This window comes from Wylensekiella montiformis, from assembly GCF_009697385.1.
Taxonomy (GTDB): Bacteria; Bacillota; Negativicutes; order Selenomonadales; family Selenomonadaceae; genus Selenomonas_A; species Selenomonas_A montiformis.
Window position 1 is genome coordinate 169,500 of record NZ_VUNL01000001.1, and the last position, 16,266, is coordinate 185,765.

13 protein-coding genes and 6 tRNA genes are annotated in these 16,266 nt (G+C 58.3%); 5 read left to right on the forward strand and 14 right to left on the reverse strand.

Annotation, left to right across the window (positions count from 1 at the left end):
• Positions 1-12 precede the first annotated feature (12 nt).
• The 3 genes from FYJ78_RS00860 to FYJ78_RS00870 all read right to left on the reverse strand — a co-directional run bounded on the left by FYJ78_RS00860 (position 13) and on the right by FYJ78_RS00870 (position 3,598).
• The gene (locus FYJ78_RS00860; RefSeq protein ID WP_154619510.1) at positions 13-2,070 is read right to left on the reverse strand and encodes a methyl-accepting chemotaxis protein; all 2,058 of its coding nucleotides are present in this window, start codon (positions 2,068-2,070) and stop codon (positions 13-15) included.
• A gap of 13 nt (positions 2,071-2,083) precedes the next feature.
• On the reverse strand, positions 2,084-3,349 hold the full coding sequence (locus FYJ78_RS00865) for an ABC transporter substrate-binding protein (RefSeq protein WP_195847818.1): 1,266 nt from the start codon (positions 3,347-3,349) through the stop codon (positions 2,084-2,086).
• Positions 3,350-3,520: 171 nt separating this feature from the next.
• Positions 3,521-3,598: transfer RNA gene (locus FYJ78_RS00870), tRNA-Arg, on the reverse strand.
• A 141-nt stretch (positions 3,599-3,739) separates the two neighbouring features.
• Here FYJ78_RS00870 and FYJ78_RS00875 point away from each other — a divergent pair.
• The gene (locus FYJ78_RS00875; RefSeq protein ID WP_235899742.1) at positions 3,740-4,159 is read left to right on the forward strand and encodes a hypothetical protein; all 420 of its coding nucleotides are present in this window, start codon (positions 3,740-3,742) and stop codon (positions 4,157-4,159) included.
• Between the two features lie 95 nt (positions 4,160-4,254).
• Here the strand turns inward: FYJ78_RS00875 and FYJ78_RS00880 are convergent.
• From FYJ78_RS00880 to FYJ78_RS00915, 8 genes are all read right to left on the reverse strand, one after another.
• Positions 4,255-4,340: transfer RNA gene (locus tag FYJ78_RS00880), tRNA-Tyr, on the reverse strand.
• A gap of 4 nt (positions 4,341-4,344) precedes the next feature.
• Positions 4,345-4,422: transfer RNA gene (locus FYJ78_RS00885), tRNA-Arg, on the reverse strand.
• Positions 4,423-4,442: 20 nt separating this feature from the next.
• Positions 4,443-4,519: transfer RNA gene (locus FYJ78_RS00890), tRNA-Ile, on the reverse strand.
• Between the two features lie 35 nt (positions 4,520-4,554).
• Positions 4,555-4,629: transfer RNA gene (locus tag FYJ78_RS00895), tRNA-Gly, on the reverse strand.
• Positions 4,630-4,633: 4 nt separating this feature from the next.
• A tRNA-Gly gene (locus tag FYJ78_RS00900) sits at positions 4,634-4,708 on the reverse strand.
• 114 nt (positions 4,709-4,822) lie between these two features.
• On the reverse strand, positions 4,823-5,653 hold the full coding sequence (locus FYJ78_RS00905) for a hypothetical protein (protein ID WP_154619513.1): 831 nt from the start codon (positions 5,651-5,653) through the stop codon (positions 4,823-4,825).
• Between the two features lie 121 nt (positions 5,654-5,774).
• Positions 5,775-6,770 carry an asparaginase gene (locus FYJ78_RS00910; protein WP_154619514.1) on the reverse strand — a complete coding sequence of 332 codons (996 nt, stop codon included), beginning with the start codon at positions 6,768-6,770 and terminating at the stop codon, positions 5,775-5,777.
• Complete coding sequence (locus tag FYJ78_RS00915; RefSeq protein ID WP_154619515.1) at positions 6,767-7,612, reverse strand: HAD hydrolase family protein; 846 nt, start codon at positions 7,610-7,612, stop codon at positions 6,767-6,769. Before FYJ78_RS00915 ends, FYJ78_RS00910 begins: the two co-directional genes overlap by 4 nt.
• 161 nt (positions 7,613-7,773) lie before the next feature.
• Between FYJ78_RS00915 and FYJ78_RS00920 the strand changes: the two genes are divergently transcribed.
• Positions 7,774-8,235 (forward strand): hypothetical protein, encoded by a 462-nt coding sequence (locus tag FYJ78_RS00920; protein WP_408014401.1) that lies wholly within the window; start codon positions 7,774-7,776, stop codon positions 8,233-8,235.
• 101 nt (positions 8,236-8,336) lie between these two features.
• A complete protein-coding gene (locus FYJ78_RS00925; protein ID WP_154619516.1) occupies positions 8,337-9,365 on the forward strand; it encodes a LacI family DNA-binding transcriptional regulator in 1,029 nt (342 codons plus the stop codon).
• 248 nt (positions 9,366-9,613) lie between these two features.
• Here the strand turns inward: FYJ78_RS00925 and araA are convergent, their stop codons facing one another.
• The 3 genes from araA to FYJ78_RS00940 all read right to left on the reverse strand — a co-directional run bounded on the left by araA (position 9,614) and on the right by FYJ78_RS00940 (position 13,648).
• Complete coding sequence (gene araA / locus FYJ78_RS00930) at positions 9,614-11,038, reverse strand: L-arabinose isomerase (protein ID WP_154619517.1); 1,425 nt, start codon at positions 11,036-11,038, stop codon at positions 9,614-9,616.
• A gap of 65 nt (positions 11,039-11,103) precedes the next feature.
• The gene (locus FYJ78_RS00935) at positions 11,104-11,808 is read right to left on the reverse strand and encodes an L-ribulose-5-phosphate 4-epimerase (RefSeq protein ID WP_154619518.1); all 705 of its coding nucleotides are present in this window, start codon (positions 11,806-11,808) and stop codon (positions 11,104-11,106) included.
• A gap of 220 nt (positions 11,809-12,028) precedes the next feature.
• Entirely contained in the window at positions 12,029-13,648 is a 1,620-nt protein-coding gene (locus FYJ78_RS00940) for a xylulokinase (protein ID WP_154619519.1), read from the reverse strand.
• A 378-nt stretch (positions 13,649-14,026) separates the two neighbouring features.
• Between FYJ78_RS00940 and FYJ78_RS00945 the strand changes: the two genes are divergently transcribed.
• Complete coding sequence (locus tag FYJ78_RS00945) at positions 14,027-15,187, forward strand: sugar ABC transporter substrate-binding protein (protein WP_154619520.1); 1,161 nt, start codon at positions 14,027-14,029, stop codon at positions 15,185-15,187.
• 101 nt (positions 15,188-15,288) lie between these two features.
• Positions 15,289-16,254: an ABC transporter permease gene (locus FYJ78_RS00950; RefSeq protein ID WP_154619521.1), complete on the forward strand. Its 966-nt coding sequence runs from the start codon at positions 15,289-15,291 to the stop codon at positions 16,252-16,254.
• The last annotated feature ends 12 nt before the right edge of the window (positions 16,255-16,266 follow it).

Sequence of the window (16,266 nt, forward strand, 5' to 3'; positions counted from 1 at the left end):
ATCCTTATCCTCTTATAACCGGAACTGCCGGACATTTTCCTGCAGCTCTTCCGCCATCTTCGCCAGCGTCTGGCTGGCATCGGCAAGTTCATGGACGGCGGCCGTCTGCTCCTCCGTCGTAGCCGATACATTTTCCGCCTGCTGCGCGGTCTGCTGGCTGGATTTTTCCATCGTGCGGACGTTTTCATCAATCGTCTGCCCGCTCTCCGATACACGGCGGACGGCCTGATTGATACCGTCGAGCTGCGCCGAGACTTCTTCAACGATCGTTACAATGCTTTCAAAGGATTCGCCCGTAGACAAAATGGTCTCCGTGCCGGCTTTAACCGTTTCGCCGCCATGACGGATTCCCTCCACCACGGTCTGCGTATCCTTCTGAATCACGGCAATGAGATCGGCAATCCGGCTGGCGGATTCCTGACTGGACTCCGCCAGCTTGCGCACTTCATCCGCCACAACGGCAAACCCGCGTCCGGCCTCTCCGGCACGGGCGGCCTCGATAGCCGCATTGAGCGCCAGCAGATTGGTCTGGTCGGCAATATCGGAAATCGTTCCGACAATGTTGCCGATCTCATCTGAACGCTTGCCAAGCTCTGTAACCTTCCGCGTAGACTCCTCCGAAGACTCCGCGATGCGCTTGATCTGTTCGATGGCCTGCCAAAGTTTCTCGCCGCCGGCCTGTGCAACATCCGATGCCTCATGCCCCTTGTCGGCTGCATGATGCGTCAGGCGCGTAATATCTTCGATATCTCCGTTGAATTTCGCCATGGCTTCCGTGGTCCGATTGACCGCCTCAAGCTGATCGGACGCCCCGGCCGCAACCTCGGTAATGGACTCGGCAATCTGGCTCGAAGCCTGCGCCGACTGCGAGGTTGTCGCATTCATTTCCTCGACCGAAGCCGCCAGACTCGACGCGGAATCCCGCACCGTGACGATAACCTTTGCCACCGCCGCGCGCATCGACTGCATGGCGTCGGCCAGCCTTCCCAGCTCATCCTCCGAATGACGTTGGGAAGGACGCTCGCTGAAATCGCCTCCGGCCAAAAGATGCATTTCTTCCATCATGCCTTTCAGCGGCTTCGTGATATAATGGATCGCCAGAACGATGCCCAGCGAAATCAGGAGCAGCAGGAGCAGCGAAATCCCCGCCATAATCTTCAGGGCATTCATCGCCGGAGCAAACAGCTCGTCTTCATACGCAATCGTTGCGAGGCTCCAGCCCGTCCCCGGAACCGGATAATATATCGCGACCATTTTCTCTCCGGTCTGGCGGGTAAACCGCACCATGTCCGCCCGGCCGGAGAGCATCCGGCGGCCAAGATCCTGCATCGCCGGATCGGAAGAATCTTCGATATTCTTCTGCAGAATATCCGCCGCGTCCGGGCTGTATAGATAGGTGCCGTCGCCAGTCACCAGAATGCTGTATCCGTTGTCGCCGAAGTGCAGATTCTCCGCCCTTTCCTCGACCTCATCCAGCAGCACCCCGGCCGTAACCATGCCGGTACGATGACCATCCTGCGCTTTCAGCGCGGACGCCACAACAAAGGAAACCTTGCCCGCATCGTTAAAAGCCGGCTTCGTAACCAGCTGATCCTTATCTCCCTTGAGTACGTCTGCATACGCCGCATCAGACCGGATGGATCTGCTTCCCGCGCCGCTCTTGCCTTCCTGCCAGAGCGTCGCCGTCCCGTCCAGCGGTACATAGCCTACATAATCATAAGAACGGGCAAACTGCTCCTTCATCAGCTTCCAGCGCGGCACATTGGCCTGTACGACGGCGCCGCTGTCTCCGCCGCTTTGCGAATAGGCAGACGCAGCCTGCTGGGTTTCCAGCTTGCGTTCATTCATCCATGTGCCGATGGCATCGCTGGTGTCCTGCGTACTCACAATCGCGCTTTCCAGAATCTGCCGGTCCAGAACATCGCTCATATAGCGATAGATCACCACGGACAGCACCACCAGACCGATGGCTACGACCGGCAGAACCAGCATCAGCAGCTTCGCCCGGATCGACTGCGCGCCAACGACCGCTGTCTGCGGCAGCGCATTACGGATTTTCTCAAAATTCACGGTCACCGCCCCCTTACTTTTCCGCTTTCAATCCCGTTGCCTGCGCAATAGCCTGCGCGGCTTCCGCCAGCGCCTGATCGACATTGACCCCGGAAAGAACATGCTGTATCAGTTCTTTTGTCGCTTTACCGCTCTCCAGTGAAACCGGCCCGCGATGGAGCGGCTGAATCTCCGCCGCTATCTGTGCAAATAAGGGATAAATCGCTGTCCCGAAATATGCGTTCTCCTTCTGGAACTCCGCGCTGCTGTAAATCGGCGTATACGCAGGGAACAGCCCATGCTTCAGCGCGATCGTCTCGCCTTCCTCCGTATCTTCGCAGAATTTCAGGAACGCAACCGCAGCTTCCTTATGACGGGAATTTGACGCCACTACAGCGACGGAACCGCCCGAGTTTGCCGCCCGGGCACCGCCCTTATCCATGGCCGGCAGCGGTATGACCTTCCATTTGCCCTTCTGCTCCGGCAGTTCGGATGAAATCGTGCCCGCAAACCATACGCCATAGGGAACGGCTGCAATCTGATCCCGTTTCATCGCCAGCAGGCGGCCATCCCAGCTCTGAACATTTTTCAGCGTGCCCTCCTGCACCATGCGCTGCATCAACATCGTCGCTTTCTTTCCTTCCGCCGAGTTCAGGACAATGGTCTTATCATCCTGTGACGTATAATGGCCGCCCGCCTGATTCAGCAGCTGATCAAAGAAATCCGTATCCTCGGCCGTTCCCAGCATGGCCGTTTCCCCGTTCGTCGCGGCCGACAATTTCTTTCCCGCCTCGATCAAGTCATCCCATGTCTCAATCTTGTCTGCGTCGATGCCCGCTTTTTCAAAGAGGTCCGCCCGGTAAAAAAGCGCCGCCGGCCCCATGTCCGTCGGCACGCCGTAAATCTTTCCGTCTTTTGTCACGGCATCCCAGGAAGCCGGAACAAAATGGTCCTTACTGCCTTTAAAGTCGCTCGTCACGTCCAGGAACGCGTCCGCCTTCTGATTCAGGAAGGTCGGAAAGTCCCTGTTCTGAAACACCATGACATCCGGCAGATCCGTCCCCGCGCTCAGGCGCGGCATAATCCGCGTGTAATCGGAATCCACCGTCTGGACATCCACCTTGATGTCCGGATGCTGTCTCTCAAAAGCCTCCGCCTGCTCCCGAAAGTTATCCGCCATCGTATTCCAGCCGACTACGGTAATGCGCGTACTGCGCTCAGCCTGCCCGCCGCATCCGGCAGACAGCAAAGCCAGACCAGCCATCATCACCAGTACAACGCACGAAAAAATTCGTCTCATCATATCCCTCTCCTATAAATCCTCACATACTCTCATGCAAAATCCCTTACCAAAACCGAGACTATTTTACTACCTTCTTTCGTTTATGTAAACGAAACAATACACCATTTTGTAAAAAAAGGAAAATAAAAAAGAGCTACAGCACACGCTATAACTCTTCATCATTCAATATGGTGACCCAGGAGGGACTCGAACCCCCGACCCTTTGATTCGTAGTCAAATACTCTAATCCAACTGAGCTACTGAGTCAAGAACTGACTGCCTTCGCAATCAACAGATATTATGATATCACCAAACCGCAGCCGTGTCAACCCCTTTTTCCAAAACCGCAACATTTGACAGGCAGGCGGATTTTGCTACAATAGATGCTGTATATTATCGCTTTTCCGATTGGATGGAATACAGAAAGGAACGGTTATGCTGTACATCATCACAAAACTTATCACCGAGGGCCAGAAAAATACCTTCTCCATCATTGGCGCTGCAGAAAACATACAGCGCGCAGCTGAAATCGCGGCAGAAGTCTACAAAAATTATAATAAGAACGCTTCATTCCAAAACATCGAGATGATCACGGAATGGCTGTCCACACGACGCGCCTATTCCTTCCGGCCGGATAAAGAACACCGTCTGCAGCTGGCCATCACACAGCTGGAAGGCGAAATCCTGCCAGATGACCAACAGGTTGTCTTCTCGGCTGCCGCAGAAGAAGAGGAACTCATGCGCCGTGTCAGCCAAGCTCTGTTTGAGGGGAAACACACGGCAGAACACACGCCTTCCGCCGCCTCCTGCCCGATGGAGCAGAAATAATCTTGTCCATGATGCCCGCTGCATACCGCAACGGGCTTTTTGCTGCCCATTATGACAGCAAAAAAGCGCCGCTCTCGCGACGCTGCATGTCATGGTGGTGGGCAGGGATGGATTCGAACCATCGTAATCCGAAGATGACAGATTTACAGTCTGTTCCCTTTAACCACTCGGGCACCTACCCACTATGGTGACCCAGGAGGGACTCGAACCCCCGACCCTTTGATTCGTAGTCAAATACTCTAATCCAACTGAGCTACTGAGTCATGGAAAATATGTTGGAAATTGGTGGGCCCACTTGGACTCGAACCAAGGACCGACCGGTTATGAGCCGGTTGCTCTAACCAACTGAGCTATAGGCCCATTGTTATAGCACCGCATAGCGGAACTGTACAGAATGGAGCGGAAAACGAGGCTCGAACTCGCGACCCCCACCTTGGCAAGGTGGTGCTCTACCACTGAGCTATTTCCGCGGAATGGAGCGGAAAACGAGGCTCGAACTCGCGACCCCCACCTTGGCAAGGTGGTGCTCTACCACTGAGCTATTTCCGCATCCTGTCGCCGGGGTGAAATCTCCCACCCGCTGACTGACAAAATCTATTATACTCATATTGGGTTTCTTTGTCAAATCTTTTTTCTAAATCCGATACGCCGCCCCGACCGGGTTCAGGCGGACAGCGGAATATGCAACGCACCGGCGCCGGCCGGAGCCGTCACACAAGCATTATATTCGATGCTCCGGCGCGTCGCTTCCTCGACCTCCTCAGGCGTCGAGTCCGGGTTTCGGCGTATCTCATAAACCTCATGCGAAGCCTGTTTGACGGCAAACGACTGGGGCGTATGGAACTGCAGCTCCACCTTCATGCCGGAGGGACTTTTCAGATGCACATTGACGCCCTGATAAAATTTTCCGCCCCAGGCATTGCGGAATTTTTCTACCACATAACCCTTATCCGTAAGCAGCCTGACGGACTGCGGAACGACGCGGCTGTACGCCGCATCTTCAATGACCAGTGTGTAGCGCAGCGCATCGCCGATCCCGGCCGCCGCTTCCGGCAGGCTCACCTGATCTTCCTCTGCATCCGATAAAATCTTGCGCGTCAGGCTGTCCACGCTCTTCATCCGATACTCCAGCCCCTGCAGATGCGTACTCCCCTGCTCCAACGCTTTCATATCCTCTGTCACATCACGCTCAGCATCGCCGGCCCGCATAAGCAGCTGCATGGCCAGCATCCTCGCCTGACGGTCCCGGCTCAATCCCCCGCCAAAAAGCGTGCGGCGTTCACTGTAATCCGCCGCAACCAGAACCGGAGCCATGGCCATTTCGTCCGGCAGCGGGGCAGCATAGCTGCGGACCAGATGAACCGGTGCCAGCACGGCCATGAGCATCATCACCGCGGCGGTCAGGCTGCGAACCGCCCACCCCGCACGAATCACGCGGCAGCGGAAACGCTGCGGCTGATATTTATGGAACTTCTTCGTTTCTCGTTTCGTCATGATCATCCCTCCCGGATAATGCCGTTTTCTGCATTCTGATCCGACTGGATCTCCTTGTCTTATAGGATACGACATTCACCTTGAAAGAAAATGATTGATACTGGAAACAATCTGAAACCATTCAATACCGAAGGAAAAGCTCCTGTATTTCCGAACGATCCCGCCCCTGCAATAAAGCAAGCTGCAAAAGGATCCGGGCTTTCTGCGGATTCAGCGTTCCGCTGTACAGGATATGCGCCTGCTCGTAGGACGCCTCAGCCTGTGTCACGCTGCCGCCGCAGCCGCGCGAACTGCGAACCGCGACGATTCCCTGCCGGACAGCGGCAGCGAGCCTCTGCTCCACCGGCTGCGGCAGACTGCCATTGCCCATCCCCGCATAGATGATTCCCCTCGCACCGGAGCGGACCGCCGCCTCGACCAAAGCTCCGTCATCACCGCCATAGCCGTACAGAATACGAACCTGCGGCAAGGAAGCACCCTCGCCGGGCAGAGACTGGCTGTGCGGCAACGGCGTATGAACAGGGCGCCGGAAAAACGTAACCTCTCCATCGTTCACGCGGCCCAGCGCGCCGGAATCCGGCGAGCGGAACGTATCCACTGACATCGTATGCGTCTTGGTCACATCATGCGCACCGTCAATCTGATTGTTCATGACCACCAGCACGCCCATGCCTCCGGCCACATCGCTGGCAGCCACGCGGACTGCGTCCAAAAGATTCAGCGGTCCATCCGCGCTCAGCGCTGTCGCCGGCCGCATGGCTCCGGTCAGCACGATCGGCTTTTCCGTATCGACCAGCAAACTCAGAAAATACGCCGTTTCCTCCATCGTATCCGTCCCATGCGTAATGACAATGCCATCCGCGCCGCCGGCTGTCAGCAGTTCCCGGCAGCGCCGTACCAGCTCCCACTGGATTTGTTCCGTCATATCCTTACTATCTATTGCCGCAACCTGCTCACCGGACACCTCCGCGAGCTCCGACAACTCCGGCACCGCGGAAAGCAATGCGTCAACAGAAACCGCTCCAGCCCGGTAGCCGGTCGTCGCTACTCCGGATTCCGCCTGCCCCGCAATCGTCCCGCCGGTAGCAAGCACATAAATATGTTTCCTTTGTTTCATCGAGCATCGGCTCCTTCTATAATATGATCCAGAATCCAGCGCATCAGATGCTCCTCTGCCGCGCATCCCGTACAGTCGGCAGCAGCGCGGGTATCCGGATGCGCCTGTTCCGGGGCGATGCCGACGTCCGCCTCAGCCAGCATCTCATTGTCATTGAGATAATCGCCTGCCGCCAGAATGCGGTACCCCTGCCACTCCGGCCGCTGACGCAGCTCCCGGATCATCGTCCCCTTGGACACTCCCGCCGCCACAAACTCATAATAATTCACTTCGGAATAAAAACTGTTGCTGATCGCACGGACACCGAACTGATCCGCCAGACGTTCCAGCCGGTGCAGCGCCGCCGGCTCATCGCGGACAAAAAACTTAAGCCAGGGCGTTTTTTTCGTATCAGACAGCTTATCGAGCGAACAATGCTCATAACGATAATACTCCAGCGGCAGGCGCGGGTCATCGTAACGCTCCCTGCTGATGATATGGCAGTTGTCCGCCGTATAGATTTCAATGCAGGCATGCGGAAAGGATGCCAGACAGGCTGCGGCAAACCGCGGCCATATCTCATCATCGCCTGCTGCGGAAAGCGGGCGCGTCGACAGCACGCAGCGGCGCTCCCAATCATAAAGCATCGCTCCATTGAAAAAAATCGACGGCGCATTGATCGGAAGATCCCCAATATATCCGGCCGCAGCTTCAGGAGTCCGCCCCGTCGCAATGGCAAACCGGCCGCCCCCGTCGACAAACGCCTGAACGGCCTCCCGGTTCTCGGCAGAAATGATCCCGCCGCGCGGGATCAGGGTACCGTCCAAGTCTGAAACCAGCAAAAGATTCTCATATCGTTTCAATCCATGCCACCCTTTCCTTATACCATTCTCTTATTAGTATATCAAACGCCGACGGAAACAGCCAGCTGCAGACTGCGGCGCGACAGGAAACACTGGAATGCCTCATGCCTTTCTGCTATACTGATTCATGAAAAAGACAAACAGAAAGGAAGACGGTCAGGATGTCAGAAGAAGACTCACAATACAGTGCTTCGTCCCAATCGGAGGAAAATAAAAAAGACCCGCTCATCACACAGCCGCACGGGCAGCAACAGCAGGTCAAAATGGAAATTCTCAACATGATACACAGCGGCGAAAGCCCCTTTGATATCATCTATCACGTCGCCAAACGGCTGGAAAAGGAATCCGGCGAACCGGGCTACGCCCAGTACGTGGAAGATCAGATTCGGGCCGTCTACGGCTTCGCTCTGGAGCATGTAAAACCGATGAAGGATGAACTCCGCGACGTAGAAGAACGCCTCAGGCGCATCGAAGAATCCTATAAAAATCCGTCCTTCACCGAAGAAGAACACACCCGCATCGGCTTCGCGATCACCCGCCACAAAAAAAACATCGAACGGCTCAAAGACATGATACGAAAAGCCGAAGCCGACCACGAAGACATGACGATCACCAAAAACTGACCTTTCAGGAAGAAGGCCCGCAGCCCCCCGCGTTTCCTTGACGCTCCCCACGCCGACCGATATAATGAAAGCAAGAAAACACCGGCAGGGAGGCGATAGGAATGGTTACCATCAAACAGATTGCAGAGCTTTGCGGCGTATCGCGCGGCACGGTCGACCGCGTGCTGAACGGGCGCGGCAAGGTGCGCCCGGAGAAAGCAGCTCTCGTGCGCGCGATGGCGGAGAAGCTGAACTACCGGCCCAATCCTGCAGGCAAGGCGCTTTCGGCGCGCAGGACACAGCCCGTCGTCGGCGTGCTCATCGCCTCGGAGGGCGTCCATTTCTTCGACGAGGTGCTCGACGCCATGCACCACCGCGCGCAAAAATACGCGGAGTTCGGCCTGCAGGTACTCTGGCGCAGCACGCGCGGCTTCGATGCCACCGAGCAGTGCCGCATCCTCGACGAGCTCATGCCGAAGGTCAACGCGCTCATCGTGAGTCCGCTCTCGGAGCGCCGCGTGCTCGAGAAGCTCAACGCCTGCGTCCGCGCCGGCATTTTCGTCGTAACCATCAACAACGACGCGCCCGCCTCGAAACGCCATTGCTATGTCGGGCCGTCGTACCTGCAGGGCGGCCGCACGGCGGGCGCGCTTCTCAAGATGATCGGACCGCCTGAGATCCGCGCGGGCGTGCTCCTCGGCTCGCTCGACATGTACGGCCACCGCCAGCGGCTCGCGGGCTTCCTCGATGTGCTCGAAAAGGAGCCGGGTTTCCGCTATCTCGGCGTGCAGGAAACGAACGACGACGACATGATCGCCTACGAGGAGACGGCGCGCCTCCTCGACGAGCATCCTGAGACGAACGCGCTCTTCGTCGCCTCCTCCGGCGCCTACGGCGCATCGCGCGCCATCCTCGCGCGCGAACGCACCGACCTCACCGCCATTGTCTTCGACACGATCCCGACGACGATCGACATGATGAAGCGCGGCGTCATCCAGGCGGCCATTTACCAGCACCCGCGTACGCAGGGACACTGTGCGATGCAGATCGTATTCGACCAACTCGTCAACGGCATCGCACCCGAACACGAAAAATACATCATGCGCAACGAGATCCGCATCCTCGAGAACGTCACGGAATGCGACGACTGAGCGGCTGGCTGCTGCCCGTGCGAGGAAACGCACCGCACACGGACAAACGCAATGTTGTCTAAAAAGCGCAGAAACGAAGCACAGACAACGCGTCACACACGAATAAAAGCAAAGCATCCCGGAGCGACTGCTCCGGGATGCTTTGCTTTTGGGAACCGGGAGATGTTTCGCGTGCTGCCCGCCGCTCACCAGGAGAAACGAAGCGGCGGGCGTACGCTTGCCGCGTACCCGGCAGGAGGACGCCGCGCTCAGCAGATCTCGACAAGCTCCATGCCGAGCATGACGCCGAGGTCGTGGATCTGCGATTCCTTGAGGCGGAACGAGAGGACGGTATGGTGGCCGCCGCCCGCCTCGATCCAGGCCGTCGCGCCCTCTTTGAGGCCGACCTTCGGCGTCCAGAGCTGCTTGGCCACGGGGAGATGCGGCGTCTCGGCCTCGGCGCGCCGGCAGGTGACGGGATAGCTGATGAGGCGGAAGCCGTCGCGGAAGTCCGCGACGGTGCAGTCGATGCCCTCGCCGTCCGCGCCCGTGAATACGAGGCGTGCGGGGTCGTCCTTGCCGCCGATGTCGAGCGGATGCACCTCGACGCGCGGCTGATCGCTCGCGATGGTCGGGTCGACCTCGAGCATGTGCGCACCAAGGATGGCCTCGTGCCCCTTGCGCAGGTCGAGCGTGTAGTCCTCCATGAATACCGTGCGGTCGTTGTGCGCCATAATCTTGAGCAGGCGCGTGAGCGCGGCCGTCTTCCAGTCGCCCTCGGCACCGAAGCCGTAGCCGTCACGCATCAAAAGCTGCGACGCGAGGCCGGGCAGCTGCTTGAGGCCTTTGAGATCCTCAAAGTTCGTGCAGAACGCCGTGTAGCCGCGGTCGTCGAGGAATTTCTTGATGCCGAGGTACTCGCGGAGCTGGTAGCGCACGGAGCTCTCGAAGGCCTCCGCGCCGTTTTCCTGCGGGTTCAGGATGTACGCTTCCTTGAGCTTCGCGTACTCCGCGTCGATATCTTCCTCCGCGACGGCATCGACGACGGCCACGAGGTCGCCGACAGGCCAGTAGTCGACGGTCCAGCCGAGCTGGATCTCCGCCTGGACTTTGTCGCCCTCCGTGACGGCGACGTTGCGCATCGTGTCGCCGAAGCGGCAGACTTTGATGCGGAAGCTCTCGTTATAGGCGACGGCAACGTCCTCCCAGTCGGCGATCTCCTGCTGCACCTCCTCATCGCCCCACCAGCCGTAGACGATCTTGTTCCTGAGTCCGAGGCGGGCGTTGAGGTAGCCGTATTCGCGGTCGCCGTGCGCGCTCTGATTGAGGTTCATATAGTCGAAATCAATCGTGTCGTAGGGGATGCGGTCCAGGTACTGCGTCGCGAGGTGCAGCAGCGGCTTTTGCAGCAGCACCGTGCCGCGGATCCAGTTCTTCGCGGGAGAGAACGTGTGCATCCAGGTGATGACGCCCGCGACCTCGTCGTGGTAGTTGACGTCTTTCATGAACTGCGTGATGCCGTCCGCCGTCGTCATGACGCCCTTGCAGACGACCTTATACGGCAGCTTGCCGCTCTCGTTGAGCTTATCGACGACATCCTGCGCGTCGCGCGCGACGTTTCTGAGCTGCTCCTCGCCGTAGAGGAACTGCGAGCCGGCGACGAACCAAAATTCATAGTCTCTGATCTTTTCCATAACGGTGACTTCCTTTCTCTATAAGACACTATCCAGCCGCTGAGTCATGCGGCAGCGGTATTTCTCTATTTCTGCGCCTGCCCGTAGTAGGCATGGGCGCCGTGCTTGCGGTAATAATGCTTGTCGAGCAGGTACTGCGGCACGCGGCAATCGGCGCGCGTGAGCTGCAGCGCGTGGTAGTTCATCTCGGCGACGACGTCGAGCACCTTTGCATTTTCGACGGCCTTCTTCGGCGTCGGCCCCCAGGTGAATGGGCCGTGCTGGCGCACGAGGACGGCGGGGACGGCGTCGGGGTCGAGCCCCAGTTTGCTGAATGTGCGCACGATGACCTTGCCCGTGTTCTCCTCGTAGGCGCTCTCGATCTCCTCCCGCGTCAGCGCGTCCGTCACGGGCACGTCGCCGTAGAAGCTGTCGGCATGCGTCGTGCCGAGCGCCTCGACGGGGAGTCCCGCCTCGGCAAAAGCGACGGCCCACGAGGAATGCGTGTGGACGACGGCGCCGAGCGTCGGAAACTCCTGATAGAGCACGCGGTGCGTCGGCGTGTCGCTCGACGGGTTCAGCTCGCCCTCGACGACCTTTCCCGTCTCGAGATCGACCAGCACGATGTCCTCGGGCCGCAGCGTCTCGTAGGGAACGCCCGACGGCTTGATGGCGAAGATGCCGCGCTCGCGGTCGATTCCTGAGACGTTGCCCCATGTGAACGTCACGATGCCGTATTTCGGCAGGAGGAGATTGGCTTCATAGACTTCTTGCTTGAGGGATTCCAGCATAGAACTGCTCCTTTCGTCATAGCTTTTAGGGAACCACTGATTAATTCGACATTCCGTCTTCACGCGTCTGCACTGTCCTCCCGTCGTCGACAAATCCTCAGCGTAGCTCTGCTACGCCTCCGGTTTGTCTCCTAGGGAGATACAGCGCATCCACGCAAATCCGGAGCACCTCATTTAATCAGCGGTTCCTTAGAAAGTGCCGAATCAGTCAGTGGTTCCTTTATACATGATCCGGGATCACGGCCGCGCCGCGCTCCACGGCAAGACCCTTCTGGTAGACCGCGAGGAACGCCTGCGCGCCGCGCTTTCCCGCCTCGGTCGGCGCGAGCGTCGTCCGCTCCGCCTGCGGGAAGGCCGTCTCGTCGAGGAAGTCCGCGAGATTCTCGCCTGCGTGCCATTTCGCGAAGACCGCGAGCACCGCCATGCCCCAGGGGCCGCCCTCGCCCGCCGTCTTCATGACGGAGATGGGGAGATCGAGACAGTCGGCGAGCGCCTGCTGCGCGACGACCGGCGTCTTGAAGAGCCCTCCCTGCGCGATCATCACATCCGTCTCGACGCCTTCCTCGCCCGCGAGGATGTCCATGCCGAGCCTGAGCGGCGCAAAGCAGCCGTAAAGCTGCGCGCGCATGAAATTCGCGAGATTCATGCGGCTGTGCGGAGTGCGCACGAAAAGCGGCCGGCCCGCCTCGACCTCCGTAATGTTCTCGCCGGAAAGGCAGCTGTAGTTGAGCAGCCCGCCCGCGTCCGCGTCCGCCTGCTGCGAGGCGCCGAGCAGCGTCCCGTAGAGCTCCTTACCCTCAATCGGATGGCCGATGGCTGCGGCGAACTCGCCGAAGAGGTTCACCCATGCGTTGAGATCGCTCGTGCAGTTGTTCGTATGCACCATCGCGACGGGCGCGCCCGCGGGTGTCGTGACCACATCGATATCACGATGCACCTGCCGGAGCGGCGCATCGAGCACGTGCATCGAGAACGCCGATGTGCCGACGCTGATGTTGCCCGTGCGCTTGCGCACGGCGTTCGTGCTGACCATGCCCGTACCCGCGTCCCCCTCCGGCGGCGCCATGAGCGCGCCCGGCGCGAGCTGCCCGCTGAGATCGAGAAGACGCGCGCCTTCCTCTGTGAGATGGCCCGCGCACGCGCCAGCGCGCAGCACGCGTGGCAGGATTTCGAGAAGCTTCCACGGCTGCGCCTTGACGCGCGGCAACGCGTCGAACTTCGAGATTAGCGCCGCATCATAGTTGCCGCTCGCCTCATCGACAGGAAACATCCCCGACGCGTCGCCGATGCCGAGCACCCGCTCGCCCGAAAGCCGCCAGTGCACATAGCCCGCAAGCGTCGTGAGAAAATCGATCTCTTTGACCGACGCCTCGCCGTTCAGGATGGCCTGATAGAGATGCGCAATGCTCCAGCGCTGCGGTATATTGAAGGAAAACGCCGCCGTGAGCGCGTCGGCCGCTTCGCCCGTTATGTTGTTGCGCCACGTGCGAAAGGCCGCGAGCTGCCTTCCATCCTTTGCAAACGGCAGATAGCCGTGCATCATCGCGCTGACGCCGATGCTGCCGAGTTCCCTGAGCGGCGTTTGGAACTGCGCGGAGAATTGCGCCTTGATCTCCGTGAAGCAGGTCTGGATTCCAGCCCAAACCTGCTCGAGATCATACGTCCAGATCCCATCCTCAAGCCGATTCTCCCAGCCATAGCTCGCCGACGCGAGCGTCCGGCAGTCCTTGCCGACGAGCACCGCCTTAATATTCGTCGAGCCGAGCTCAATGCCGAGCGCCGTCTCGCCTGCACGGATCTCCTGCGCCCGGCGTGCTTCCTCCTGACGATTTTCTGCCATAAGACGTCCCTCCCTCATACGATAGGAATCGCTAAACATGCGACATATTGTGTTCGAGCACATATTTATATTTCCTAAGATACATCAGCCATCCTCTTTTGTCAATCTTTATCTTATTTTATCGCCAATAAACGAATTATCTCTGTTTTTCGCATTGTTCCCTTTTAATTCGATATATCCCCCATGTATTTCCTCATATTTTACAGATATTTTATCGAAGTGCCAGAATTTTCTATTGACATATATTGAAAAAGCGTTTATTATCGTAATCAGAAAATGTGCTCGGGAACATATCACTTGAAAAGAACAGACGATATGGCGAGAGCGCGGGAAAGACTCTTTGGAAGGTTTTTGCTTTATGAGTTAGGAGGTAGCAACATGAAGATGAATTGGCATGGTGCGAAACGCATCCTAAGTGCGATCGCAATGCTTCTGGTCTGCGTATTTGCCTTCGCGGGCTGCGGCACGCAGGCGACGAAGCAGCAGGGAGCGCCCGACAAGGTGAAGATCGGCGTCTCCATCTGGAGTTCGACGGATGTGCTCGGCTCGCAGTGCAAGCGCATCCTCGATGAAGCGGCGGACGCGCTCGGCGTAGAGCTCGTCTACGTCGACCAGGGTCACGTATCGGAGAAGGTCACGGCGTCCGTCGAAACCCTCGTCGCCTCGGGCTGCCAGGGTATCATTATCTGCAACTCATCGGACACCGAAATGGCCTCCGCCATCAAAACGGCCAACGATAACGGCGTCTATCTGGCCCAGTTCTTCCGCATCATCAACAAAGATAAGAACCCGGATATTTACGCGCAGGCCGTCAAGTCACAGTACTATATCGGCGCCGTGCATGAGAACGAGGTAGAAAACGGCAAGAAGCTCGTCAAGATCCTCCTCGACAAGGGCTGCCGCGACATCGGTCTCATCGGCTGGGAACAGGGCGACGCAACCTGGCTCGGCCGCTGGGAAGGCTACAAGGCCGGCATCGAAGACTGGAACACGAACCATCCGGACGACCAGGCGAAGCTCTCTGACCCGCAGTATGCCGGCACTTCCTCCGAAGGCGGCGCGAAGGCTGCCGAAGCTCTCATGAGCGCGGATCCGAAACTCGATGCCCTCATCCCCGCCGGCGGCGGCGGCGACCCGCTCCAGGGTGCGATCGCGGCGGTCGAGCGCGCGGGCAAGACGGGCACCATCAAGATCGTCTCCACGGACTTCCTGCCGGATCTCGGCACGCGCCTCGAGAACGGCTCCATCGCCGGCGAGTCCGGCGGCCACTACTGCGACCCGCTCTACGCATTCATGATGGTCTACAACGCCATCAAGGGCAACAACAAGGAAGTCGCGAACAACTTTGTCGATATGGAGTTCCCGTACCTCTACGTATCCTCCCCGCAGGACTACGGCGAATATGACAAGTATTTCGTCAAGAACCTCCCCTTCACGAAGGATGAACTCGTCGAAATGTCCAAGATGACGCTCGACCAGCTCAAGGAATCCGCTGCGAAGCTCTCCATCGCTGACGCCGCAGCCCGTTCCGGGAAGTAAGTAATTATCGCATCGAAACAGCTTGTCTGCGCTTCGCAGCAAGCGTATGAGGATAGGCAGTATCAGATGTGATACTGCCTATCGTACTATAAGGAGGAAACATGGACGCACGCACACAGAACATAAGCAAGAAAAAAATGTCGTCCACCGTCAAGGGCTACCTGATCCTGTGCCTGATGATCTTCGTGTCCTGGCTCGTGTTCAAACTTCTCACGCCAGACAACTTCGGCACGATGGACAACATGCTGAGTTACTTTCAGGCGAGCCTGATCGCCTCGGCCGGCGCCGTCGGCTTCTACCTCGTCATCGTCATGGGCATGTTCGATTTCTCCATCGGCGCAGCCATCATCCTCGCCAGCATCATCGGCTGCAAACTGGCGGCAACGGGCTACGGCTACCTTGGTCTCCTCGGCGGCTGCCTCCTGACGGGCGCGATCATCGGCGCCTGCAACGGCTTCTTTTACGTAAAGCTGCGCATCCCCTCGATGATCATCACGACGGGCCTCGCGCTCATCTACGAATCGCTCGCCAACATGATCGCGGGCGGTGCCGCGCAGACGCTGCCCGCCGATCTCCGCCTCTTCGGGCAGATGCCCGGCAACCTCATCCTCGCGCTTTTGACCTTTTTCGCGGCGTATGCCATCCTGAACTACACGAAGATCGGCACCTACACCTACGCTATCGGCAGCAACGAATTCATCGCGAAAAACATTGGCATCGACGTCGACCGCTACAAATTTCTCGCGTTCCTCATCAGCGGCATCTTCTTCGGCATCATGTCCGTGCTGACGATCTCCTACGGCTCCTCGATGGTCGCCGTCACGGGCATGGCCTCCATGAGCCGCAACTTCATCCCGACCATGGGCTGCTTCTTCGGCCTTGCCTTCAAGAAATATGGCATCCCCATCCAGGCCATCGTCCTCGGCGAGTTCATGATCAACATCATCTTCTACGGCTTCGTCGCGCTCGGTGCGCCGACAGCCATTCAGGATGTGATCACCGGCTTCGCACTGCTGATCATCGTCGCGCTGACGACGAAAACGGTGAGAAGCGCCATTGTCAAATAAGGGGGGTGTAGC

Bases quoted from the DNA above. Each gene is read 5' to 3' on its own strand.
- FYJ78_RS00865 (WP_195847818.1), bottom strand. From the start codon at position 3,349: ATGAGACGAATTTTTTCGTGCGTTGTACTGGTGATGATGGCTGGTCTG.
- FYJ78_RS00905 (WP_154619513.1), bottom strand. From the start codon at position 5,653: ATGACGAAACGAGAAACGAAGAAGTTCCATAAATATCAGCCGCAGCGT.
- FYJ78_RS00910 (WP_154619514.1), bottom strand. From the start codon at position 6,770: ATGAAACAAAGGAAACATATTTATGTGCTTGCTACCGGCGGGACGATT.
- FYJ78_RS00920 (WP_408014401.1), top strand. From the start codon at position 7,774: ATGTCAGAAGAAGACTCACAATACAGTGCTTCGTCCCAATCGGAGGAA.
- FYJ78_RS00925 (WP_154619516.1), top strand. From the start codon at position 8,337: ATGGTTACCATCAAACAGATTGCAGAGCTTTGCGGCGTATCGCGCGGC.
- araA (WP_154619517.1), bottom strand. From the start codon at position 11,038: ATGGAAAAGATCAGAGACTATGAATTTTGGTTCGTCGCCGGCTCGCAG.
- FYJ78_RS00935 (WP_154619518.1), bottom strand. From the start codon at position 11,808: ATGCTGGAATCCCTCAAGCAAGAAGTCTATGAAGCCAATCTCCTCCTG.
- FYJ78_RS00940 (WP_154619519.1), bottom strand. From the start codon at position 13,648: ATGGCAGAAAATCGTCAGGAGGAAGCACGCCGGGCGCAGGAGATCCGT.
- FYJ78_RS00945 (WP_154619520.1), top strand. From the start codon at position 14,027: ATGAAGATGAATTGGCATGGTGCGAAACGCATCCTAAGTGCGATCGCA.
- FYJ78_RS00950 (WP_154619521.1), top strand. From the start codon at position 15,289: ATGGACGCACGCACACAGAACATAAGCAAGAAAAAAATGTCGTCCACC.